Consider the following 22,023-nt stretch of genomic DNA (forward strand, 5'->3'; position numbering starts at 1 on the left):
GGCGCTGCCCGGCGGCGCCCGACATTCCCCTTTTTCCTTCACACGGACGCGCGCTCCCGGGCGCGCGGATACACCATATGAAAACGCTGCGTCTCCTGACGGCTCTTGCGCTGGGCGGTGGCCTGGTCCTGGCCGGCTACTACTGGCATTCGAACGGTGCGGGCTGGCTCGCTGAGGCCGACATATCATCGGCTGCGGCTGGCGCGGAGCGAACGCCGCTTTACTACCGCGATCCAAGCGGTGCGCCGCTCTGGTCTGCGGGTCAGAAGAAGGACGACCGCGGGCGGGACTATGTGCCGGTCTACGACGACGATGGAGCGGCCGTCGCGCCGGCGCTACCGAAGGCGCAAGCGGCTTCGCCGCGAAAAATCCTCTACTACCGCAATCCGATGGGGCTGCCCGACACGTCGCCCGTCCCAAAGAAGGATCCGATGGGGATGGACTATGTCGCCGTTTACGAAGGCGACGACACCGACGACGGCACGGTGAAGCTGTCGCCCGGCAAGATCCAGCGCGCGGGCGTGAAGTCCGAGCCCGTCGCGCGGCGCCCGATCCGGGTCTCGGTGAAGGCGCCCGGCACGATCCAGCTCGATGAACGCCGCGTGTCGGTGATCGCGATGCGCGCCGAGAGCTTCGTGCAGAAGGTCGCCGACGTGACGACCGGCACGCGCGTGAAGGCCGGCCAGCCGCTGATGGAAATCTACAGTTCGGCGGTGGCGTCCGCGGCGGCGGAATATCTCGCGACGATCACCTCCAGGACGGTCGGCGGTGTCGAGATGTACGGCCGCGGCTCGCGGCAGCGGCTGGTCAATCTCGACGTTCCCGAGTCCGTCATCGCGGAGATGGACAAGACGCACACCGCGCCCGTGGCCATACGCTGGTCTGCGTCGCGCGACGGGGTCGTGCTCGAACGCAACGCGATCGAAGGCATGCGGGCCAATCCCGGCGACGTCCTGTTCCGGATCGCGGACACCTCGGTGGTCTGGGCGCTGGTCGACGTGGCCGAGCGCGATCTCGGCAACATCGCGGTGGGGCAGTCAGTCGCGGTGCGCGCGCGCAGTTTCCCCGGCCGAACCTTCACCGGGACAATCGCCGTCGTCTATCCGCAGGTGAACCGCGACACGCGAACCGTTCGCATCAGGATCGAGCTTGCCAATCCGGACGCGGTGCTGCTGCCCGACATGTACGTCGATGCCGATATCGACACGGCCGATGCCGCGCCCGTCCTGGCGATACAGGACAGCGCGGTGCTCGACACCGGCAGCCGGCAGGCCGTCCTCGTCGACAAGGGGGAAGGGCGTTTCGAACCGCGGGAAGTCAAGCTCGGCCGTCGCGGCGGCGGCTATGTCGAGGTGCGCCATGGTCTCGCGGACGGCGAGGCGGTGGTGACCTCCGCCAACTTCCTGATCGATGCGGAAAGCAACCTGAAGGCGGCGCTGAAGGGGTTTGGCGAGGCGGCATCCCAGGCCACCGACGCCGGCCCTGGCAATGCAACGGGAGATCACAAATGATCGCCCGCATCATCGCCTGGTCGGCGCGCAATCTGCTGCTCGTGCTGTTCGGGACCGGCTTCGCGGCCGCCGCCGGCCTCTATGCCCTGGTTCACCTTCCGCTGGATGCGATCCCGGATCTCTCGGATACGCAGGTCATCGTCTACACCGAGTATCCCGGCCAGGCGCCGCAGGTGATCGAGGATCAGGTCACCTATCCGCTGACGACGGCGATGCTCACGGTGCCGAAATCGAAGGTCGTACGCGGCTTCTCGTTCTTCGGCGTTTCCTTCGTCTACGTGATCTTCGAGGACGGCACCGACATCTATTGGGCGAGGTCGCGCGTCATGGAATTCCTGAACGGCGCGGCGTCCAGGCTTCCCGCCGGCGTCACCCCGACCATCGGACCCGACGCGACCGGCGTCGGCTGGGTCTACCAATACGCCGTGGTATCGAAGGAATTGAACCTGGCGGACACGCGCACGATCCAGGACTGGAATCTGAAATTCGCGCTGGCCAAGGCCGAAGGCGTCGCCGAGGTCGCCAGCGTCGGCGGCTTCGTCAAGCAGTACAACGTGGTCCTCGACCCGCAGCGGATGCGCGACCGCGGCATCAGCATGCAGAAAATACGTGAGGCGATCCGCGCCAGCAACGCCGACGTCGGCGGCCGCACCGTCGAGCTCTCCGAGTTCGAATACGTCATCCGCGGCAAGGGCTACATCAAGAGCATCAACGATCTCGGCAACATCGTGCTGAAGACGAGCAACGGCACGCCGGTGTTGTTGCGGGACGTCGCCAGCGTCGAGCTCGGGCCCGACGAGCGGCGCGGCATCGCCGAATTGAATGGCGAGGGCGAGGTTGCGAGCGGCATCGTGCTGCAGCGGTTCGGCGTCAATGCCCTCGACGTCATCGAAAACGTCAAGAAGCGCTTCAGGGAGATCGCGAGCAGCCTGCCGAAATCGGTCGAGATCGTGCCGGTCTACGACCGGTCGAACCTGATCTACGCGGCCATCGATACCCTCAAGCATACCCTGTTCGAGGAGAGCATCGTCGTCGGGCTCGTCTGCATCGTGTTCCTTCTGCATGTCCGCAGCGCACTCGTCGCGATCCTGATGTTGCCGGTCGGCGTGTTGATGGCGTTTGGCGCCATGAAGCTGCTCGGGCTGGGGTCGAACATCATGAGCCTCGGCGGTATCGCGATTGCGATCGGCGCCATGGTGGACGCCGCCATCGTCATGATCGAGAACGCACACAAGCACCTGGAACGGGCGAGGCCCGATCAGTCGCGCGTGCAGGTTCTGATCGACGCGGCATCCGAAGTCGGCCCCGCGCTCTTCTTCAGCCTGTTGATCATCACCGTGTCGTTCATGCCGATCTTCACGCTGGAATCGCAGGAGGGCCGATTGTTCAGCCCGCTGGCGTTCACGAAGACCTTCTCGATGGCCGCCGCGGCGTTGCTGTCCGTCACCCTGGTGCCGGCGCTGATGGTGATCTTCGTCCGCGGCAGGATCGTCCCCGAGAGCAGGAACGTCATCAATCGCGTCCTGATCTGGATCTACCGTCCCGTGATCAAGGGGGTTCTGCGCGCCAAGACGCTGGTCATCCTGGCTTCGCTCGTCGTGCTTGCGGTGACGATCTGGCCGGCGCGCCAGCTTGGCACCGAGTTCATGCCGGCGCTGAACGAGGGAACGCTGCTCTACATGCCAACGACGCTGCCCGGCATTTCGGTCACCAAGGCGGCCGAGCTGATGCAGATGCAGGACCGCATCATCAAGTCGTTTCCGGAGGTCGCTTCGGTCTACGGCAAGGCGGGACGAGCCGCTACTGCGACCGATCCCGCTCCGACCGAGATGTTTGAGACGATCGTCAACCTGAAGCCGAAGGAGCAGTGGCGTTCCGGCGTAACCGTCGACAGTCTCATCGCCGAGATGGACAAGGCGTTGCAGTTTCCGGGTGTCTCCAATGCCTGGACCATGCCGATCAAGGCACGTATCGACATGCTCTCGACCGGAATCCGCACGCCGGTCGGCGTCAAGGTCATGGGCAATGACCTCGCCGAGATCGACCAACTCGCGAAGCAGATCGAACGCGTCATCAAGACCGTACCCGGCACCTCGTCGGCCTACGCCGAGCGCGGCATCGGCGGCTATTATCTCGAGATCGTTCCCGACCGTGAGGCGCTCGCCCGTTACGGCATCCTGATCCAGGACGTCCAGGACACCATCGCGGCCGCGCTCGGCGGTCAGACGGTCACGACGACCGTGGAGGGACGGCAGCGGTTCACCGTGAACATGCGCTATCCGCGCGACCTTCGCGACAACCCCAAGGCCATCGCCAGCGACATCCTGGTGCCGATGCCGTCGGGCGGCGCCGTGCCGCTCGGCGAGGTGGCGAAGGTCGAGCCCGCGCGCGGGCCGACGTCGATCCGGACGGAGAACGGCCAGCTTGCGACCTACATTTACGTCGACATCCGGGATCGCGACATCGGAAGCTACGTCGCTGACGCGCAACGCGCCGTGACGGAGAGCATCCGGTTTCCCGCCGGCACCTACGTCGTGTGGAGCGGCCAGTACGAATATCTGCAGCGCGCCGCCGCCCGTCTGAAGATCGTCGTGCCCGTGACGCTCACGATCATCTTCCTGCTGCTGTACCTGAACTTCCGGGCGATGACCGAGACCCTGATCGTGATGCTGTCACTGCCGTTCGCGCTGGTCGGCGGCATCTGGATGATGTGGTGGCTCGGCTTCAACCTGTCCGTCGCCGTCGCGGTCGGCTTCATCGCGCTCGCAGGCGTCGCCGCCGAGACGGGTGTCGTCATGCTGATCTACCTTGACCATGCGCTGGCCGAGGTGAAAGCCAGGTGCAGCGCCGAAGGGAGGCCACTGACGCGCCGGGATCTCCACGACGCCATCATGGTGGGCGCGGTCGAGCGCGTGCGGCCCAAGATGATGACGGTGGTTGCCATCATGGCCGGTCTGCTGCCGATCATGTGGAGCACCGGGGCCGGATCGGAGATCATGCAGCGCATTGCGGTGCCGATGATCGGCGGCATGACGTCATCGACACTGCTGACGCTGGTCGTGATCCCCGCAATTTTCGGCTTGGTGAAGGGACGGGGGCTTCCATCGGGCGAGCGATCGGCTCCTGCCGACGAATGGACCGTGCGCGCGTCGCAAGCCGCCGAATAGGCGGGCCAGCGGAGATCGTCTTTCATGGCGACCGCCGCTCCGGCGTGAAAAAAACCGCGGCGGATTTCGACTGAGGAGCGTTAGGGGCGGTGAGTTGCCTGGCGCGCTTCGACCACCTCGCCATCTTCCTTCGTGAACCGGCCGACCGGATTGTCGAGGAGATCGACGACGGCTTCGGAAGGGCGGCACAAGCGCGTGCCCTTCGAGGTCACGACGATCGGGCGGTTGATGAGAATGGGATGCGCGAGCATCTGGTCGATCAACTGGTCGTCGGTCCATTTGGGGTCGGCGAGGCCGAGTTCCTTGTACGGCGTGCCCTTCTCGCGCAGCAATGCGCGAACCGGAATGCCCATCGCTGCAATCAGCTGCTTGAGCGTCTCGCGCGATGGCGGGGTCTTGAGATATTCGATGACAGTGGGCTCCGCGCCGCTCTGCCGGATCATCGCCAGCGTGTTGCGCGAGGTGCCGCAATCGGGGTTGTGGTAGATCGTAACGTTCATCGGGTCGTCTCCGCAATTGGGACAGGGCCGCGCGACTTCGACTGTCCGAGCAGCCAGTTCATCAACAGCATGCCGGCGAATGCTCCGCAGAGCTCCGCAAGGATGAATCCGGGCAGGTCGGTCGGACGAATGCCCGAGAACGTGTTCGTCAGCGACCGCGCGATGGCCACCGCCGGATTTGCAAACGACGTGGAGGCCGTGAACCAATAGGCTGCCGTGATGTAGAGGCCCACCAGCCAGGGAACCGCGGTCCGCTGAAATCGGATGCCGGCCAGGATCGTCGCGACCAGACCGAAGGCGGCGACCGCTTCGGCGAACCATTGCGGCCCGCCCGTTCGAACCTTCGTCGAGAGATCGAGCAGGGGAAGTCCGAACATCAGATGCGCGGCCATCGTTCCCGCGATGCCGCCGGCGATCTGCGCGACCGCGTAGAGCACGGCTTCGTTGACCGGAAGCTCGCGCTTGCCGGCGAAGACGAGGGTCACCGCGGGATTGAAATGCGCGCCGGAGATCGGACCGAGCACGGTGATCAGGACAACCAGAATGGCTCCGGTCGGCAGGGTATTGCACAGAAGCGCCAGCGCCACGTCCTTGGTCAGCGTCTCGGCCATGATGCCGGAGCCGACGACGGTGGCGACGAGAATGCCGGTGCCGAGCGCTTCGGCTGCGAGGCGCCGTGGAAGATCGAAATTGTCCATCAGCCGGCCTTCGGCGTTGAATGTGTTGCGCCCTGGGAGCGTCCGATCTCGCGCAGCTTGGTGCCGAGGGAGAGCTTGTCGATGCTCCTGAGCGGCAGGCTCACAAAGGTGTCGATCCGATTCTTGAGGTAGCGGAATGCGGTGACGAACGCTGCCTGTTTCTCCAGATCGGTACCTTCGGCTGCGGCGGGGTCCTCGATACCCCAATGTGCGGTCATCGGCTGTCCCGGCCAGATGGGGCAGGATTCACCGGCCGCATCGTCACAAACGGTGAAGACGAAATCCATCACCGGCGCATCGGAAGCGGCGAACTCCAGCCAGCTCTTCGAGCGCATTCCGTCGGCGGGGTAGTCCATGCTTTCCAGCGTGCGCAGCGCGAGCGGGTGGACCGTCCCTTTCGGGGTGCTGCCGGCGGAGAAGGACTGAAAGCGGGCGGCTCCGTCCTTGCGAAGGATCGACTCGGCGAGGACCGAGCGCGCCGAATTGCCGGTGCACAGGAACAAAACATTGTACATCTGGTCAGGCACGGCTTCGCTCCTTTCGCTTTGGCGAGCAGCAGGCTTGAAGGCTCTCGACGACCGGTTCGCAAACCTCGGGCCGGCCGCCGCAGCAATCCCGAAGCAGGAAAACCGCGACGTCCCTGAACTCCGCAAGGTTGGCGCGATAGACGATCGAACGGCTGTGTCGCTCGGAGGTGACGAGGCGGGCACGCGTCAGGATCGAGAGATGAGCCGAAAGCGTATTCGGGGGGACTTCCAGCAGACGTGCGAGGTCGCCGGCCGCAAGGCCATCGGGCTCGTGTCGGACCAGCGTCCGGAAGGCCTCCAGACGGGTCGATTGTGACAGGGCAGCGAGCGCGAGGACTGCTTCTTCAGTTTCCATATATCCAGATTTATAGAAATGATGATAAAGCGTCAATTGAATTTCCGAACTGGGCGCGTTTAGAATGCATCCTGTCTTGCGATCGAGGAAAGCCGGCAATGCAAACCCAATCGGTCATTACGTGTCCGGTCTGTCATCACGCGTCAGCCGAAACCATGCCGACCGACGCCTGTCAGTTCTTCTACGATTGCAAGGGATGCGGGACCCGGCTCAAGCCGACGAGCGGCGATTGCTGCGTCTTCTGTTCGTACGGATCGGTCCCTTGTCCGCCGATCCAGCAGAACGGAAAGTGCTGCTGAAGCCGCCCCGCCGGGGGGCGGTCTCTCCCATATTTCCAATATTCTAGAAATATGGTTGACGGCGAGGGCGGATCGGCGCATCTTATGGTCATGAAGATCGACGACGCAGCAGCACGCTTGGAAGCCCTGGGTAACCGGACACGGCTTCAGATCTATCGGGCCCTGGTCCGCGCTGGCCGATCGGGCATGCCCGTCGGCCGCTTGCAGGACAAGCTGAAGATCCCGGCATCGACGCTATCTCATCACATCAAGTCTCTGGTTGCGGTCGGGCTGATTAGTCAGGTCCGCGAATCCACGACCCTGGTCTGCCACGCGAACTACGACGGGATGCGGGGCCTGGTGGATTTCCTGGTGTCGGAGTGCTGTGCGGACGAAACCGAATGCAAGGATGCCAAGACGGCGGCCTGATTTTTTTGTGCCGAATTATTCGATGATTCTAGAACAATCGGAGTAGCGAAATGAGCGGCGGAAAGACAGTTGCCATTATCGGGGCAGGACCGGTCGGCCTGGCTGCGGCCGCGCACGTGCTCGAGCGCGGCATGTCTCCCATTGTGCTCGAGGCCGGACCCGAAGCCGGACACGCCGTCCGCCAGTGGCAGCAGGTCCAGCTCTTCTCGCCGTGGGAGTACAATGTCGACAAGGCCGCCGCGCGCTTGCTTGCACCGACGGGATGGAATTCGCCGGACCCGCAATCCTATCCGACCGGCGGCGAACTGCTCGATCGATACCTGACGCCGCTTGCGACGCGAACGTCGCTGCGCGATGTGATCCGGACCTCCAGCCGCGTCTCGGCCATCAGCCGCGTCGGCTTCGACAAGGCGAAGACCAGGGGGCGCGAGCAGGCGCCTTTTGAAATCCGCTACCAGAACGGCAGGGGGCCCGAGGTTCTGCGTGCAGATGCCGTGATCGATACCTCAGGCACATGGTTCTCCCCCAATCCGGCCGGCCGCAATGGCTTGCCGGCGATCGGCGAGCCCGAATACGGCGACCGTGTCGCCTATGGCATGCCGGATGTCCGGGGTGTCGCTCGTTCCAGATATGCTGGCAAGACCGTTGCTGTCTTGGGCGCGGGCCACTCCGCGGTTGGTACTCTCATTGATCTCGTGTATCTCGCCGGCGAAGTGCCGGGTACGCAGCCTGTCTGGCTGTTGCGCGGCGCCGATCCCGCGAAGGCTTTTGGCGGCGGCCGTAACGATAAACTCGCGGCACGCGGCGAACTCGGCAGTGCCTTCGCCGCACTTGTGGCCTCCGGGAAGATCAAGGTCGAAACCGAATTCGGCGTCACGCACCTCTCGGACTCCGAAGGTCGCCTCAAGATCGCGGCAGGGTCCTGTTGCGGTGGGCGAAGCGTGGTCGTGGACGAACTGATCGTGTCGACGGGTTTCCGTCCAGACTTCTCCTTTCTGTCTGAACTGCGTCTGCGGCTCGATCCCGCCATCGAGGCACCGGTCGCTCTGGCGCCGCTGATCGATCCCAACGAGCATAGCTGCGGGACGGTGCGTCCACACGGCGCGCGCGAGCTCGCGCATGATGAAGCGGGCTTCTTCATGGCTGGCATGAAGTCCTACGGCCGCGCTCCGACCTTCCTGATGATGACGGGTTATGAGCAGGTTCGCTCGATTGCGGCCGATCTCGCTGGCGACAAGGAGGCGGCGGCGAGGGTGGAGCTTGTGCTGCCGGAGACCGGCGTCTGCACACGTGGCGGTGTCGAGGCCGCCGGGACCGCATCGGGATGTTGCGGCGGGCCGGCGAAGGAGGATTTGTCCGCCTGCTGTTCTGCCGACGAAACAGCCAAGAAGGCCGGCGGTTCGGGGTGTGGTTGTTCATGAAGCGAGTTCTCGCGGGCCAAGCCCGAGGCCCGCTCGGCGTCGTCGCCGCGCTCGGCACCGCGCAAACGGTTGCATGGGCGTCGAGCTATTATCTCCCGGCCATCCTGGCTGCGCCGATTGCGCGCGATCTCGGTCTCGCGCCGACTTACGTGTTCGGCGCGCTGTCGGGAGCGCTCGTCATCTCTGGCCTGCTCGGCCCGCGAGTGGGGCATGCCATCGATACGTTTGGCGGGCGCAGCCTGCTCGCAATCTCGAACCTCGTGTTTGTGGCAGGCTTGCTCCTGCTGTCCGTGGCCCATGGCATGGCGGTGCTGATTGCGGCCTGGGCGCTGCTGGGGATCGGCATGGGGATGGGCCTCTATGAGGCGGCCTTTGCGACGCTTGCGCGCATCTACGGTACCAATGCACGACGAACCATCACCGGCATCACGCTGATCGCCGGTTTCGCCAGCACGCTCGGCTGGCCCCTCACGACCTGGCTCGCGTCGGAGTACGGCTGGCGCGTCGCCTGTCAGATATGGGCGGCGATCCATATCGCTGTTGCGTTGCCGCTCAATCTCTCGCTGCCGCGCGCCGTCCCATTGGACCAGCAGGCTCGACCGGGGCCGGGTGCAATCCAGCAATCCGGACGCCAGAGCGAGACCTTCGCGATGGTGCTGCTGGCTTACATGTTCGCGGCAGCTAGCTTCGTCAGTTCGGGCATCTCGGCCATTCTGCCGACCATGCTGGTTGCGTTCGGCGCGACACCGGCTCAGGCCCTGCTCGCGGGCGCGCTGGTCGGGCCTGCACAAGTCGGCGCGCGTCTGCTGGAAGCAGGATGGCTCGCCCGGTTTCACCCGCTGCTGTCGGCGAGGCTGGCCATGCTGATGAATCCGATCGGCGTCGTTGCGCTGGTGATGGGCGGACCCTTGCTCGCGTCGACCTTCACGGTGCTGTACGGAGCGGGCAACGGCATCATCACCATTGCCCGTGGGACGCTTCCATTGGCGCTGTTTGGGCCGGCCGGATTCGGCAAGCGGGTCGGCATGATCTCGCTGCCTTCTAGACTGACGGGTGCCGCCGCGCCGCTCGCACTGGGGCTGATGGTGGAGCACTTCGGCAGCAGTGCGCTGTGGATCAGCGCGCTCGTCTCGGTCTCGGCCTTCTTCGCTCTCTTGCTGCTTCGTACGGAGCGGGCAAACTCAGCGCCGCTTCAGGTGGGAGAACAAAATTCGTAAGCTCGGCGGCCGGTCTCTGATTGCGGTGATGTGCATAGGGCAGGTCGGCAACCTGTTGCCGCATGTGACGTTGTCCGCAAATCTGGCGCAGCACCTGATGCCTGAGTGGGGACTGTCGGCGGCCGAAGGCGGCTTGATGGCAAGCGGTTATGCATTCGGCTACATGCTCGCGGTGCCCGTGCTGACGACGTTGACCGACCGGATCGACGCGCGGATTGTCCTGCTCTGGGGCTCGATCGTCAGCGGGCTCGCGACCGCAGCGTTCGGAATCTTCGCGCAAGGGTTCTGGTCGGCGACCGCGATCTGGTCCCTTGCAGGACTTGGTTTTGCCGGCGCCTACATGCCGGGATTGAAGGCGCTGACGGACCGGCTTCCCGCCGGCGACACCTCGCGCGCCGTTACTCTCTATACGTCGAGCTTCTCCGTCGGCGTCGGCCTCTCGTTCCTGGTCGCGCAACTGATCGCCGACCGCTGGGGTTGGCGGATCGCCTTCCTCGTCACTGGCTTCGGCCCCGTCGCCATGGTCATCGCGTGCCTTCTGATGCGGGAGCAGCGGCCCGCGCCGAAGGCGGGGCGTCTGCTCAACTTCGCGCCCGTCTTCGCCAACCGCGAGGCGCTCGGTTACATCCTCGGCTACGGCGCGCACTGCTTCGAGCTTTACGGCATCCGCACCTGGCTGGTCGGGTTCTGGACGTTCGTCGTTGCGCACCAGGGCGCGCCGTCTTGGTTGAGTCCCGTCGTGCTGAGCTTCTGCTTCGCGGTGATCTCGATGCCCGCAAGCATCCTCGGCAACGAGGCCGCGCTGAAATTCGGCCGCCATCGGGCGATCACGGTCGTCATGATCGCATCGGCCTGTGTCGCACTTATCATCGGGCTCAGCGCGACGGCGCCGGCATGGGTGCTCGCACTGCTGCTGCTCGCCTATGGCCTGACCGTGCCCGCCGATTCAGGTGCGTTGACTGCCGGCATGTCTGCCGCTGCGATTTCCGAACATCGCGGCGCGACCCTGGCCTTGCATTCGACGGTCGGCTTCGGTCTGTCGGCGGTCGGAGCCTGGGGAACCGGCGCCGCGCTCGACGCCGCCGGCGGCCCACAGAGCGCGACCGGCCTGGCTGCTGGCGTTCGTCGTTCTTGCGGCCGGCATTGCGCTCGGTCCGTTCGCGCTGCTCTGGGCGCGGATGGATCGAACGCATCACGGCTGAGCCAGCTCTACTCGTGCCGCCATATCTCCACGGCTGAGATGACCAGGATCGCAGCCAATCCCGGCAAAAGAATCGAATTCGGGACAACGCCGAGCAGCAAGCCGCCGATGAATGTACCGACGATCGATCCGATCGCCATTGCAAGCATGAACTGCCAGTTGGCGCGGAGCACTGAAAAATTCTGATCGCGGCTATAGCGCGCGAAGCCCACCAGCATCGTCGGAAGGCTTACCGCGAGTGAGAGGCTGCCTGCCAGCTTGACGTCCGCGCCGAACAGCAGGATCAGGGTGGGGATCAGGAACTCTCCACCGGCAACGCCGAGCAACGACGCCACGATGCCAATCACGAAGCCTGCCGCTACGCCCGCGATAATCAGGTACATGCCAGTCAGCGCCGGGGCGGGTGCTGCCGCAGTGCTGTGTGCGAACAGAAGCACACCTGCGATCAGCAGCAACAAGACGGCTATGACCTTGTAGAGCGTTTCGGACTTGAGGCGCGTCGCCCAGGATGCTCCGGCATAGGCGCCAACAAGGCTGCCCGCCAGCAGATTCAGGATGACCGGCCAATGCGCATATATTTCGGCAAAGGGAACGGCGCGGGCACGAAATGGCAGCGCGCTGGCCACCACGATCAGGCTCGTCGCCTTGTTGAGGACCACGGCTTCAAGACCGCGAAACCTGAACAAGCTGATGAGTAGCGGCAGACGAAATTCGGCGCCCCCGAGGCCGATGAGGCCGCCCAAGGTACCGATGATTGCGCCCGAGCCGAACGCGGCGGAATTGTTTCGCATGGTCACGACGGAAAAAATGCGCTGGTGCGCGAAACTAGACTTGCCCGTAATCCGTCGTGGCGGGGAGCTTCACACCTGCTTACGGCAGGGCGTGGGGCTGAAGAACAGGCTAGTCTAGAATCTTGGGCGTTGCAAACTTACGTCCAATCGGCTTCGAGCGGCAGGAGACGATGACGATCCTTCGATCATGGCTCGCTTTGCTCCGACATGAAAAAAACCGCGACGGATTGCTCCGCGCGGGTGTTACGAACTTTAGATGCTGCCGGTATGCCGGTCTTTTGCTCGACGTGCCAAAGGTTCCAAACCGTCGGCGCAATCCTCGTGACGTGCCTCCGATGACTTCTGCATTCCCCGACTTAAGCAGGTTGACAGTTCGGCCATCCGGGTTTTAATTCGCCGCTACGGGGATGTGCGATCTCCCCGTGAGGCGACATGCCCAAGTATCGCGTCCTTAATCACCAAGGGCGCAGCATGTCAGCATCATACATCCCCATTTCTTCCGGCAGATTATCTAGACTGATCGGCACGGCGAATACGCCGGCGCTTATCGATGCGCGCATTGACGGGGACGTCTCAGCCGACCCCCGCCTGATACCCGGCGCCGGGCGACGCTCGCGCGACGTCCAGGATTGGGCCTCCCGCTTGATGGACCGATGCGATCGATCTCGGGGCGTGATTAGCCGCAGCTGCTTCAAGACCTAGGAGCACATCAATGAGAAACACACTCTTCGCGTTCATCGGTCTCGGCGCCTGCCTCCTTGGCTCGGTCTCGACGGCTCAAGCGCAGAACATCGACTGGCAGAAGGTTGACGAGACGCTGGGCCGCAAGCCCGCCGTTTCGGACGACGTCCACCGCTACGGCTTTCCCCGCAGCGATCTCTCCGTGACGCTGGACGGGGTGACGATCAAGCCGGCGCTGGCGCTCGGCGGCTGGGTTGCGTTCAAGCCTGGGCACGGCGGCGCCATGGTCATGGGCGACCTCGTGCTGCTCGAAACCGAGATCAATCCTGTGATGGCGAAGATGATCGCGAACGGCCTCGAGATCACGGCCATCCACAATCATCTGCTGCGCGCGAGTCCGGCGACGTTCTACATGCATGTTGCCGGGCACGGGGACCCGGTCAAGCTCGCCGCTGCGATCCACGATGCACTCGCCGAAAGCAAGACTCCATTGACCGTCGCAGCGCCGGCGAGCCCGCCGCCGGCCGTGGACCTCGACACCGCGAAGCTCGACCAGATTATCGGCAGCAAGGGACAGGCCAACGGAGGCGTCTACCAATTCAACGTGAAGCGACGTGATCCGATCACGCAAGACGGCATGCCATTGACCCCCGTCGCTCCAATGGGCGTTGCGATCGGTATCAACTTCCAGCCGACCGAGGGCGGGAAGGCGGCCATCACGGGCGACTTCGTACTGACGGGCAACGAGGTCAACCCTGTCATTCTGGCGCTGCGCGCGCACGGCATCGAGGTGACCGCGCTGCATAGCCACATGCTGGATGAGCAGCCGCGGCTTTTCTTCATGCACTTCTGGGCGAACGACGATGCTGTGAAGCTCGCCGAAGGCTTGCGCGCGGCCTTGGACAAGACTGCCAGCACGAAGAGTTGAGCCAAAGATCGAGGGAGGAGACGCCCGATGCGTTACGAACCCAAGCCGATGCCGTTCGATCCAAAGTCGATCAGCGGCATCTCCGAAAAGGTGCTCGTCAGCCACTACGAGAACAACTACGGCGGAGCCGTGAAGCGGCTCAACGCGATTGGCGCTCAGCTCGCAGAGCTCGATTTCGCCAAGGCGCCGAACTTTCTCATCAACGGCCTGAAGCGCGAGGAGTTGATCGCAACGAACTCGATGATCCTGCACGAGATCTACTTCGACGGTCTTGGTGGATCCGAGAGGCCGAGCGGCGCTCTCGCCGATGCGATTGCGCGCGACTTTGGCAGCATCGAGCGCTGGCGTACGGAATTCGCAGCCATGGGCAAGGCCGAAGGCGGCGGCTCGGGGTGGGTGATCCTTGCCTATTCACCCCGTGACGGGTGGCTCATCAATCAATGGGCCGCAGATCATACCACAACGCTCGCCGGCGGTCGGCCGGTGCTGGTGCTCGACATGTATGAGCACGCCTATCACATGGATTTCGGCGCTGCCGCCGCCCGCTATGTCGACGTCTACATGGAGGCCATTCGCTGGGAGAACGCCGCCAAATTGTACGATCGATACGCCGGGGAATCCTGAAAGAGGCGGGAGGGGGATAGGACGCCGAGGTATTGCCAAACGAGCGATCGACTGCGGGGACCCGCGACCTCCCCATCAGATGGATATCCATCCAAGTGCTCGCCTGCATTGTTCTTGGGGAGACGAGCTATGGAAGGACCTGTCTTCGCTCTCTTCGCTCTTGCCGCGCTCGCTGGCGGCTTCGTCAGCGGCTTTTCCGGATTCGCCATGGGCCTCGTGGTGTCGGGCGTATGGCTGCACATCATCACGCCGATGCAGACCGCTACCTTGATCGCGGGCTACGGCTTGCTCACGCAGGGCTACGGCATCTTCAAGCTGCGACGTCTCCTCGACCTTCGGAAGGCTTGGCCGCTCGCGCTCGGAACTGTCATCGGCATCCCGATCGGCGTCAGCATTCTCGCTTACCTGAACCCCAGCTACCTCCGATTTGGTGTGGGGGTCCTGCTGGTGCTCTACGCAATCTACGGCCTGACGAAGCCCGTATTCGCTCCGGTAAAGATCGGAGTCGGGGCCGATATCGCCATTGGCGTCTCCAACGGCTTGCTTGGCGGCCTGACAGGGCTCGGCGGCGTCATCTCGACGATTTCCTGCCAATGGCGTGGCTGGCCCAAGGACGTGCAGCGCGCGGTATTTCAGCCGGTGTTGTTCGTGGCGTTCGTTGTCATCTCGAGCTCTCAGGCCGTAGCCGGTACCATTACCAGGGAGACGCTGGTGCTCTATGCGCTCGGCGTTCCCTTCATGGTCGCCGGCCTTTGGTCCGGTTTCAAATTGTTCGGCAAGATCAACGATGAGAACTTCCGCAGGACCGTGCTGGCGCTTCTGCTGCTCGCGGGATTGTCGCTGATCGCATCGGTGCTGTCGTTCGGACTGCGTTGATATCAGCCGAATCCCCGGCGGCTTACCACCTCGGACTATTCTCCGCGGACGAGAAAATCGCCGGAAAGAGGCCTTATCGCCGCCTCGCTGCCTTTGGTGTTCCGGTGACGGATTTAAGCAGGCGCAGGTCGCTCGACGCCTCCGCGAGCAGCCAGTCACGAAATGTCGCAATCTTCGGAAGTGACGCGGTCGCCTTGGGGCAGACGATCCAATAGCTCTTCGACAATGGCACCGACTCCGGGAAGGGCAGCGCCAGCCGTCCATTGATCAGGTCCCAGGCGCCTAATGTCGTGCGGGCCAGGGCGATGCCCTGGCCGTTGATTGCGGCATCGATGACCATGCTGGCGCGATTGAGCACCGGACCATGCGTGACATCGGCGTCGTCAATGCCGACGCCACGTAGCCAATCTGCCCAGTCGGATCTGCTGTCGAGGTGGATCAGGGGAAATCTCAGGATATCCGCGACCCCGCCGATGCGGCGGCGTCCCGACAGCAGCTTGGGACTGCATACGGCGAAGAGCCGTTCCGTGCAGAGCCTTGTGGCATCGAGGCCCGGCCAGTTTCCATCGCCATGGCGGACCGCAAGATCGACCTCCTCACGCGCAAAATCGACGTGATGCATCGTTGCCGAGACGCGGAGATCGATTCCCGAATGCGCTTCCGCGAAATGGCCGAGGCGATGCACCAGCCATTTGGCGGCAAAATCCGGGGACGTGCTGACCGTGAGCACGCCTGCGTTCTGTCGCTGCAACAGCCGCTCCGTTCCGGTGGCAATTCGATCCAGCGCATCGCGTATCACCGCGAGATAGTCGCGGCCCGCTTCCGTGATGATCAGGCGCTGGCGCTCGCGGCTGAACAGCTTGATGGCGAGCTCCGTTTCCAACGCCTTGACCTGATGGCTCACCGCACCTTGCGTGACGCACAGCTCTTCGGCGGCCCGCGTGAAGCTCTCGTGGCGGGCTGCGGCTTCGAAGGCCTTTAGTGCGTTCAGCGGTGGCAAACGCGGGCGCATGACGCACCTTCCTGAGGGACTTCATGAGAAAAATTGGGGCTGGCCCGAGAAACGATGCTTTGCGGACTTTGCCCTGCCGGCCCTATGCAGGCGGCCACGACACGAAATCATGGGATTTGGAGGCAATAAATGTCAATACCTATTGCCGATCGCGGTTTTCCGGCGCGAGTTCGACGCAGCGCGACGGCTGCGGATCATAAGCAAAATTCATGGCAGGCGTTGATCGGCGGATGGCTTGCCCGCATCGAGCGGGTAAATCAGCGCGACGATCTTCGCGCGATTGCCGACAATCCCCATCTCCTTGCCGATCTCGGGCTCACTCGGGAAGAGGCCTTGGAGCAAGCGAACAAGCCGTTCTGGCGCTGATCGAGCCCGATCGACGGCAAGCGAACCGGGAGGAGAAAAGATGTCCGAGACCATCGTTTACGGCTTTCCCCGCAGCACGTTCGTCAACATCGTGCGGCTCGTCCTCACCCACAAGGACGTGGCCTACCGCTTCGAGGACCTCGAGCCCGTGATGGGCAGGAGCGAGCATCTCGCGCTCCATCCGTTCAACCGCGTTCCGATCTTCCGGCACGGCGACTTCACCGTCTACGAGACGCGCGCCATCGTCGGCTACATCGACGAGGTGTTCGCGGGAGCACGGCTGACGCCGCAGAACCCGCACGCGCGGGCTCGCATGAATCAATGGATCGGTGTCGTCGATTCCTACGTCTATCCCTACATGATCTACCATGTGACCCACGAGCGGCTGGTGTTTCCCGAGCTCGGGATTGCATCCGACGAGAAGGTGGTGGCGCACGCACTGCCGAAGGTCGAGAACGCACTCGTGGCCATCGAGCGCGAGCTCGCCGATGGTCGGGACTACCTCCTCGGTCCAGAACTCTCGATCGCGGATTTCTACCTGTTGCCAAGCACCTTTGCGTTCAGCCTGACGGAGGAAGGCAAGGCCATGTACCCGAAATATCCGGCGTTCTGTCTATGGCGGGAGCGCATGGAGAGCCTGCCGACGACGCAGAAGCTGCGCGCGATCCTGCCGCCGCGCGCGCCCATTGCGCATGCCCGCGAGTGGGCGCACTCGCACCGCCCGAGATATTGAGCTAGGTGGACTGACACTGGGGGCAGGGACTTTCCGCCAGGTACCCGACGCAGTGGATTGCGTTTTCGAGCGGCGGGGGACGACGGTGATCCTTAGATCACGGCAACCTGTGCTACGACATGAAAAAAACGCGGCGGATTGCTCCGCCGCGGGTGTTACGAACTTTCGATGTTGCCATCATGCCAGTGTTTTGCCCGACGTGTCAAAGGCGGCCAAAATGGTCTCGCCGCTGAGGTCGCGCTGCTGCTGATCGGTCGTTCAGATTAGCTAACAGTTTCAACGCCCCCGCTACTGTGCATGGGGTTGTTTTTCAGTTCTTGTTTTGAGGGCGCCGAAATGGCCGCGTTTCAGCGCCGCCCGCGCGGCGCTTCCGCCTTGGCCGGCGCTTCTGTCTGCGGCGCGCAGGTCGCAGCCTGAAGCGAGTTTTGCGCCTGCTGCATCAGGCCGGGCTCGGCGGCGAGCGCCTTCATCACGATCAGGCCGGTGGTAGCAGGGGAATCGATGATCAGGCGATCGGCCGCGGTGATCTCTTCGTCCTCGGGCAGCTCGTTATGCTGCGGCTCGGTCATGAGGTCGAGCTCGATCACCTTCTTGCCGGCGGAGCGGTCGTTGATGGCGTAATAGGCGATCTCGTTGCGGGTGTAGAACGACACCGAGGTGTAGGCCTGGCTCACCGGCACCGTAAGCTTGAGCGGCCCGCCGGTGAGATCATAGCGGCAGATCGCGATCGCGAAGGCCGGGTCCATGAACGGCATCGGCGAATTGTTGGGATCGGCGAGGGGAAGCTGCGTCACGGCGTTGAGCTTCGTCATCGGCGTCAGCCGCGAATAGGCGTCCTGTGTCGCGATCCGCGGCAGCGCCAGCACGCTGACGAGATGGACCACGAGGCCCAGCACCACGCCCGCGACGATGGTGAACATCAGGCGGATCATGAGCAGCCCACCGTCTTGATCGTGGGCATCGGCGCATCGCGCTGGGTGCGCGTCGCAACGCCGACAGGGGTGTCGTAGAGGCGCAGCATCAGCGCGTAACGCTCGATGCCGCCGGTCGGCAGCCAGTTGCCGGCGCGCGAGCGCGAGGCGATGCGGATCTCGAACGTCCCGTCGGACTGCCGCACGATCTCCTGGCTGGTGAAGCCATAGCGCTGCAGCGAATTGGCGACGAGGTGGCCCTTGCGGTCGTACAGCGTCAGCGTCCAGAACCGCGCCGGCGGCGTCACGCCGGAGACGACGACGTCGCAGCGGCCGTCGAGCGCCTTCTTCTTCTCGTCGGCGGTCGCCGTGAAGGCGACGCCGTCACCGGTGCCGATCGGCAGCTCGCCATTGCGCACGATGGTGGCGCGCGAATAGGGATCGACGTCGGCGGTGCCGGTGCGCGGGCGGGCGGTCCAGGGGCCGATGGTCAGCGCGCCGATCTCGGTGCCGCGCGTCGTCGTCATCCAGGTCGCGCCGACGCCGACCACGCTCGCGAGCAGAAGGGCCGTCAATGTGATCAGGATCAGCCGCACGGGTTTCGATCAGTTCTTGCGCGGGACGGATGCATTCGCATTCTCTTCCGCATAGTTCTGCGGGAAGGCGAGCGCGCTCGTCGACGAGGCCGGCTTGGCCAGCTTGTCGTCGTCGGCAGCCGCCTTGGTCGCGGTCCTGGCGGCGTCATCGAGCAGCTTCTCGACGCGCACCAGCACGTCGGCGCCGCGCTTGGTCAGCACGGGCGGCGGGCCGGGCTTGGTCTCCAGCACCTTCGGTGCCGCATTGGCCTGCGCTGCCATCGGCTGCGGCGGCAGCTTCTGGCCCATGCCGATGCCGGGGATTTCCCGGACCTCGACGCCCTGATGCGCGGTGACCATGATGTCGTGCCAGGTCTGCGCCGGCAGCGAGCCGCCGGTCATGCGGTTGGTCGGCGAATAGTCGTCATTGCCGTACCACACCGCGCAGGTGAAATTGCCGGTGTATCCGACGAACCAGGCGTCGCGATACGCATTGGTCGTGCCGGTCTTGCCGGCGGTCGGAATGCCGTCGAGCGCGGCGCGGCGCGCGGTGCCTTCGCTGACGACGTGGCTCATCATGCCGGCCATGTCGGCGGCAACGGAGGCCGGGATCGCCTGTCGCGGCTTCGGACCGTCGCGGTCCCAGCGCCAGACCGGATCACCGGCACCGGTGCGCACTTCCAGCACCGAATGCGGCGTCACCGCCTTGCCGCGGTTGGGGAAGGTGGCGTAGGCGACGGCGTGCTCGATCACGGTGACTTCGTCCGAGCCGATCGGCAGCGACGGCGTGTCGGGCAGCGGTGCCTTGAGGCCGAAGCGGCGGGCGACCTCGACGATCTTGGCGCGGCCGAGCTTGGCCGGGTTCGGCGCCTTCGGCTGTTCCTTCTGGCCGATGGCAATGGACAGCTTGACGGGCACGACGTTGATCGAGCGCGTGATCGCCTGCGTCAGCGTCACCGAGCCGGAATAGGAATGGCCATAGTTCTGCGGACACCAATTGCCGATGCAGACCGGACCGTCGACCACGATCGAGTTCGGCGTGAAGCCGTTGAGGAGCGCGGTGGTGTAGACGTAAGGCTTGAACGACGAGCCTGGCTGGCGATAGGCGTCGGTGGCGCGGTTGAACTGGCTCGCGCCGTAGTCGCGGCCGCCGACCATGGCGCGGATGCCGCCGTCGAGGTCGGAGACGACGGTCGCGGCCTGGGTCGCGTGATAATCGCGGCCAAACTGGCGCAGCTGGTTCTCGATGGCGTCTTCCGCGGCCTTCTGCACGTTGGTGTCGATCGCGAGGCGCACCACGAAGACGCGCTCGGTGTACGACTTCGGGAAGGTGTCGACCAGCTTGCGCATCTCGTCGAAGGCGTAGTCGAGATAGTAGTTCGGCGAGGCCTCGTCGCGGCGATCGACCGCGAAGGCCGGGTTGCGGCGGGCGCCGAACACCTGGCCCTCGGTCATGAAGCCGGCATCGACGAGATTGTCGAGCACGACGTTGGCGCGGGCACGCGCCGCGGGCAGGTTGATGTGGGGTGCGTATTTGGTCGGCGCCTTGAACAGGCCGGCGAGCATCGCGGCTTCTGCCAGCGTCACGTCGCGCGCGGATTTGTTGAAGTAGAAGTGGGCTGCGCCGTCGACGCCGAAGGTGCCGCCGCCCATATAGGCGCGGTCGAGATAGAGCTTGAGAATCTCGTTCTTGGTCAGGCGCCATTCCAGCCAGACCGCGAGGAAGGCCTCGTTGACCTTGCGCTCGATGGTGCGCTCGTTGCTCAAGAACAGGTTCTTGGCGAGCTGCTGGGTGATCGAGGAGCCGCCCTGGCGGACGCCGCCGGCCTGGGCGTTGGTGACGAGCGCGCGCGCGGTGCCGGCGATGTCGATGCCGAAATGCTCGTAGAAGCGGCGGTCTTCGGTGGCGAGCGTCGCCTTGATCAGCACGTCCGGAAAGTCTTCCAGCGGGATCGAGTCGTTGTGCTTGATGCCGCGGCTGCCGATCGGGTTGCCGTAGCGATCGAGGAACGACACCGCGAGGTCGGACTTCTTCAGCCAGTCCTCGTCCGCGGTCTCGCGGAAGGCGGGGATGGCCAGGGTGAGCATCACCACCAGGCCGCCGAGGCCCAGTGTCGCGGCCTCCGACAGCGGCTCGATGAACACCCAGCGCTTCCACCGCCCGACATAGAAGCGGTCCATGAAGGTCGAGTAGCGCTCGTAGAGCTCGCGGATGCCCTTGGCGGAGGAGAACAGCGAGGAATCGATGCGCGCGTCGAGGTCCAGAAAGAAATTCCGGATGCGGCTCTTCCAGTTGGATGGTGTGTTCTGGACCACCTAGAACCCTTGAGGCTCGGTTCGACAGCGTTCAGGCACCCGGCCGGGCGGCACCGAGACGTCTTGAGGGAATGTTACGGCAAACCCAAGGCGCCGGTTTCGCGTCCGAGGGGACTTGCTGTTCCTTCTAGCCGAGCAGGGCCCATAAACCAATGGTCAGGCTCGCGATTTTGAACAACAGGCCTAATTGACCCCGGTTCATTACGGGCCTCAATTGGGCGTTGCTTGCAGCGTCCCGGCCGCACGCCGTAGATGAACGAGCCGTAGCTCTTTCGAACCCTTGTTGAGGCGCATGACCGCAGCTCCCAAACGACCTTCAGGCCAGGAAGGATTCTTCTGGAAAACCAAGACGTTGGAAGAGCTGTCGACGGCCGAATGGGAGAGCCTGTGCGACGGTTGCGGCCGCTGCTGCCTGAACAAGCTCGAGGACGAGGATACCGGCGATATCTATTTCACCCATGTCGGCTGCAAGCTGCTCGATGCCGGGACCTGCGGCTGCAAGGACTATCGGAATCGCTCCGCCAAGGTTCCCGATTGCGTCCGCCTGACCCCGGCCAATGTCCGCACCCTGAACTGGCTGCCGCCGAGCTGCGGCTACAAGCTGGTCGCCGAAGGGCGCGACCTCTATTGGTGGCATCCGCTGGTCTCGGGCGATCCCAACACCGTTCATGAAGCCGGCGTCTCCGTCCGCGGCCGGGTCGAGGGCAGCGAGGAGGAGATCCCGGACGAGGAGCTCGAGGACCACATCGTGCAATGGCCGGCGCAGCTGCCGAAACGGGCACGCCTGAAGCGACGTCCGAAGGACTGACCCGCCTGCGACGTCGAATCACGTCATCGCGATGACCCCGCGGCGGGATGCACCCATGCGCCGCGGTGCCTGCCTGAGAAGAACTTTCCTCTCTACAT

21 protein-coding genes and 1 pseudogene are annotated in these 22,023 nt (G+C 64.2%); 12 read left to right on the forward strand and 10 right to left on the reverse strand.

The window, feature by feature from the left end:
- Positions 1-77 precede the first annotated feature (77 nt).
- Positions 78-1,511 (forward strand): efflux RND transporter periplasmic adaptor subunit, encoded by a 1,434-nt coding sequence (locus AB7245_RS14815; RefSeq protein ID WP_085402718.1) that lies wholly within the window; start codon positions 78-80, stop codon positions 1,509-1,511.
- Positions 1,508-4,678: an efflux RND transporter permease subunit gene (locus AB7245_RS14820; RefSeq protein WP_085402719.1), complete on the forward strand. Its 3,171-nt coding sequence runs from the start codon at positions 1,508-1,510 to the stop codon at positions 4,676-4,678. Before AB7245_RS14815 ends, AB7245_RS14820 begins: the two co-directional genes overlap by 4 nt.
- A gap of 80 nt (positions 4,679-4,758) precedes the next feature.
- Here the strand turns inward: AB7245_RS14820 and arsC are convergent, their stop codons facing one another.
- Genes arsC through AB7245_RS14840 form a run of 4 tightly spaced genes read right to left on the reverse strand, consistent with a single transcriptional unit; the run spans position 4,759 to position 6,758 of the window.
- Entirely contained in the window at positions 4,759-5,178 is a 420-nt protein-coding gene (gene arsC / locus AB7245_RS14825; RefSeq protein WP_071915639.1) for an arsenate reductase (glutaredoxin), read from the reverse strand.
- Positions 5,175-5,876, reverse strand: coding sequence for an aquaporin (locus AB7245_RS14830; protein WP_085402720.1), 702 nt, complete (start codon positions 5,874-5,876; stop codon positions 5,175-5,177). Before AB7245_RS14830 ends, arsC begins: the two co-directional genes overlap by 4 nt.
- Entirely contained in the window at positions 5,876-6,403 is a 528-nt protein-coding gene (locus AB7245_RS14835; RefSeq protein WP_085402721.1) for an arsenate reductase ArsC, read from the reverse strand. Before AB7245_RS14835 ends, AB7245_RS14830 begins: the two co-directional genes overlap by 1 nt.
- A complete protein-coding gene (locus AB7245_RS14840) occupies positions 6,396-6,758 on the reverse strand; it encodes an ArsR/SmtB family transcription factor (RefSeq protein ID WP_063984569.1) in 363 nt (120 codons plus the stop codon). Before AB7245_RS14840 ends, AB7245_RS14835 begins: the two co-directional genes overlap by 8 nt.
- Positions 6,759-6,856: 98 nt before the next feature.
- Between AB7245_RS14840 and AB7245_RS14845 the strand changes: the two genes are divergently transcribed.
- From AB7245_RS14845 to AB7245_RS14865, 5 genes and pseudogenes are all read left to right on the forward strand, one after another.
- Positions 6,857-7,057, forward strand: coding sequence for a GDCCVxC domain-containing (seleno)protein (locus tag AB7245_RS14845; protein ID WP_080586512.1), 201 nt, complete (start codon positions 6,857-6,859; stop codon positions 7,055-7,057).
- Between the two features lie 90 nt (positions 7,058-7,147).
- On the forward strand, positions 7,148-7,465 hold the full coding sequence (locus AB7245_RS14850) for an ArsR/SmtB family transcription factor (protein WP_085402786.1): 318 nt from the start codon (positions 7,148-7,150) through the stop codon (positions 7,463-7,465).
- A 50-nt stretch (positions 7,466-7,515) separates the two neighbouring features.
- Positions 7,516-8,886 carry an NAD(P)-binding domain-containing protein gene (locus AB7245_RS14855; protein WP_085402722.1) on the forward strand — a complete coding sequence of 457 codons (1,371 nt, stop codon included), beginning with the start codon at positions 7,516-7,518 and terminating at the stop codon, positions 8,884-8,886.
- Entirely contained in the window at positions 8,883-10,103 is a 1,221-nt protein-coding gene (locus tag AB7245_RS14860; RefSeq protein WP_167768055.1) for an MFS transporter, read from the forward strand. Before AB7245_RS14855 ends, AB7245_RS14860 begins: the two co-directional genes overlap by 4 nt.
- A 28-nt stretch (positions 10,104-10,131) precedes the next feature.
- A pseudogene (locus tag AB7245_RS14865) lies at positions 10,132-11,305 on the forward strand (MFS transporter).
- 7 nt (positions 11,306-11,312) lie between these two features.
- On the opposite strand, the gene AB7245_RS14870 reads toward AB7245_RS14865, so the two are convergent.
- The gene (locus AB7245_RS14870; protein WP_049831723.1) at positions 11,313-12,095 is read right to left on the reverse strand and encodes a sulfite exporter TauE/SafE family protein; all 783 of its coding nucleotides are present in this window, start codon (positions 12,093-12,095) and stop codon (positions 11,313-11,315) included.
- Between the two features lie 712 nt (positions 12,096-12,807).
- Between AB7245_RS14870 and AB7245_RS14875 the strand changes: the two genes are divergently transcribed.
- From AB7245_RS14875 to AB7245_RS14885, 3 genes are all read left to right on the forward strand, one after another.
- Entirely contained in the window at positions 12,808-13,704 is an 897-nt protein-coding gene (locus tag AB7245_RS14875) for a DUF1259 domain-containing protein (RefSeq protein WP_085402723.1), read from the forward strand.
- 27 nt (positions 13,705-13,731) lie between these two features.
- Positions 13,732-14,328 (forward strand): superoxide dismutase, encoded by a 597-nt coding sequence (locus tag AB7245_RS14880; RefSeq protein WP_085402724.1) that lies wholly within the window; start codon positions 13,732-13,734, stop codon positions 14,326-14,328.
- 129 nt (positions 14,329-14,457) lie between these two features.
- A complete protein-coding gene (locus tag AB7245_RS14885) occupies positions 14,458-15,204 on the forward strand; it encodes a sulfite exporter TauE/SafE family protein (protein WP_085402725.1) in 747 nt (248 codons plus the stop codon).
- Between the two features lie 73 nt (positions 15,205-15,277).
- Here the strand turns inward: AB7245_RS14885 and AB7245_RS14890 are convergent, their stop codons facing one another.
- Both AB7245_RS14890 and AB7245_RS14895 read right to left on the reverse strand, forming a co-directional pair.
- Positions 15,278-16,216: a transcriptional regulator GcvA gene (locus AB7245_RS14890; RefSeq protein ID WP_085402726.1), complete on the reverse strand. Its 939-nt coding sequence runs from the start codon at positions 16,214-16,216 to the stop codon at positions 15,278-15,280.
- A 207-nt stretch (positions 16,217-16,423) separates the two neighbouring features.
- Positions 16,424-16,636, reverse strand: a complete 213-nt coding sequence (locus AB7245_RS14895) for a hypothetical protein (RefSeq protein ID WP_161495875.1) — start codon at positions 16,634-16,636, stop codon at positions 16,424-16,426.
- Here AB7245_RS14895 and AB7245_RS14900 point away from each other — a divergent pair.
- The gene (locus AB7245_RS14900; RefSeq protein WP_085402727.1) at positions 16,623-17,315 is read left to right on the forward strand and encodes a glutathione S-transferase family protein; all 693 of its coding nucleotides are present in this window, start codon (positions 16,623-16,625) and stop codon (positions 17,313-17,315) included. The two genes, AB7245_RS14895 and AB7245_RS14900, sit on opposite strands and share 14 nt — an antisense overlap.
- 347 nt (positions 17,316-17,662) lie before the next feature.
- Here the strand turns inward: AB7245_RS14900 and AB7245_RS14905 are convergent, their stop codons facing one another.
- From AB7245_RS14905 to AB7245_RS14915, 3 genes are read right to left on the reverse strand one after another with little or no spacing between them, the layout of a single operon-like run.
- Positions 17,663-18,247, reverse strand: coding sequence for a DUF1254 domain-containing protein (locus AB7245_RS14905; protein WP_063984559.1), 585 nt, complete (start codon positions 18,245-18,247; stop codon positions 17,663-17,665).
- Positions 18,244-18,822, reverse strand: coding sequence for a DUF1214 domain-containing protein (locus AB7245_RS14910; protein WP_028149914.1), 579 nt, complete (start codon positions 18,820-18,822; stop codon positions 18,244-18,246). Before AB7245_RS14910 ends, AB7245_RS14905 begins: the two co-directional genes overlap by 4 nt.
- 9 nt (positions 18,823-18,831) lie before the next feature.
- Entirely contained in the window at positions 18,832-21,117 is a 2,286-nt protein-coding gene (locus AB7245_RS14915; protein ID WP_135214850.1) for a transglycosylase domain-containing protein, read from the reverse strand.
- 292 nt (positions 21,118-21,409) lie between these two features.
- Here AB7245_RS14915 and AB7245_RS14920 point away from each other — a divergent pair, with 292 nt between their 5' ends.
- The gene (locus AB7245_RS14920) at positions 21,410-21,925 is read left to right on the forward strand and encodes a YcgN family cysteine cluster protein (protein WP_085402729.1); all 516 of its coding nucleotides are present in this window, start codon (positions 21,410-21,412) and stop codon (positions 21,923-21,925) included.
- The last annotated feature ends 98 nt before the right edge of the window (positions 21,926-22,023 follow it).

The organism is Bradyrhizobium sp. 604_D8_N2_3 (assembly GCF_051810765.1).
GTDB classification, from domain to species: Bacteria; Pseudomonadota; Alphaproteobacteria; order Rhizobiales; family Xanthobacteraceae; genus Bradyrhizobium; species Bradyrhizobium barranii.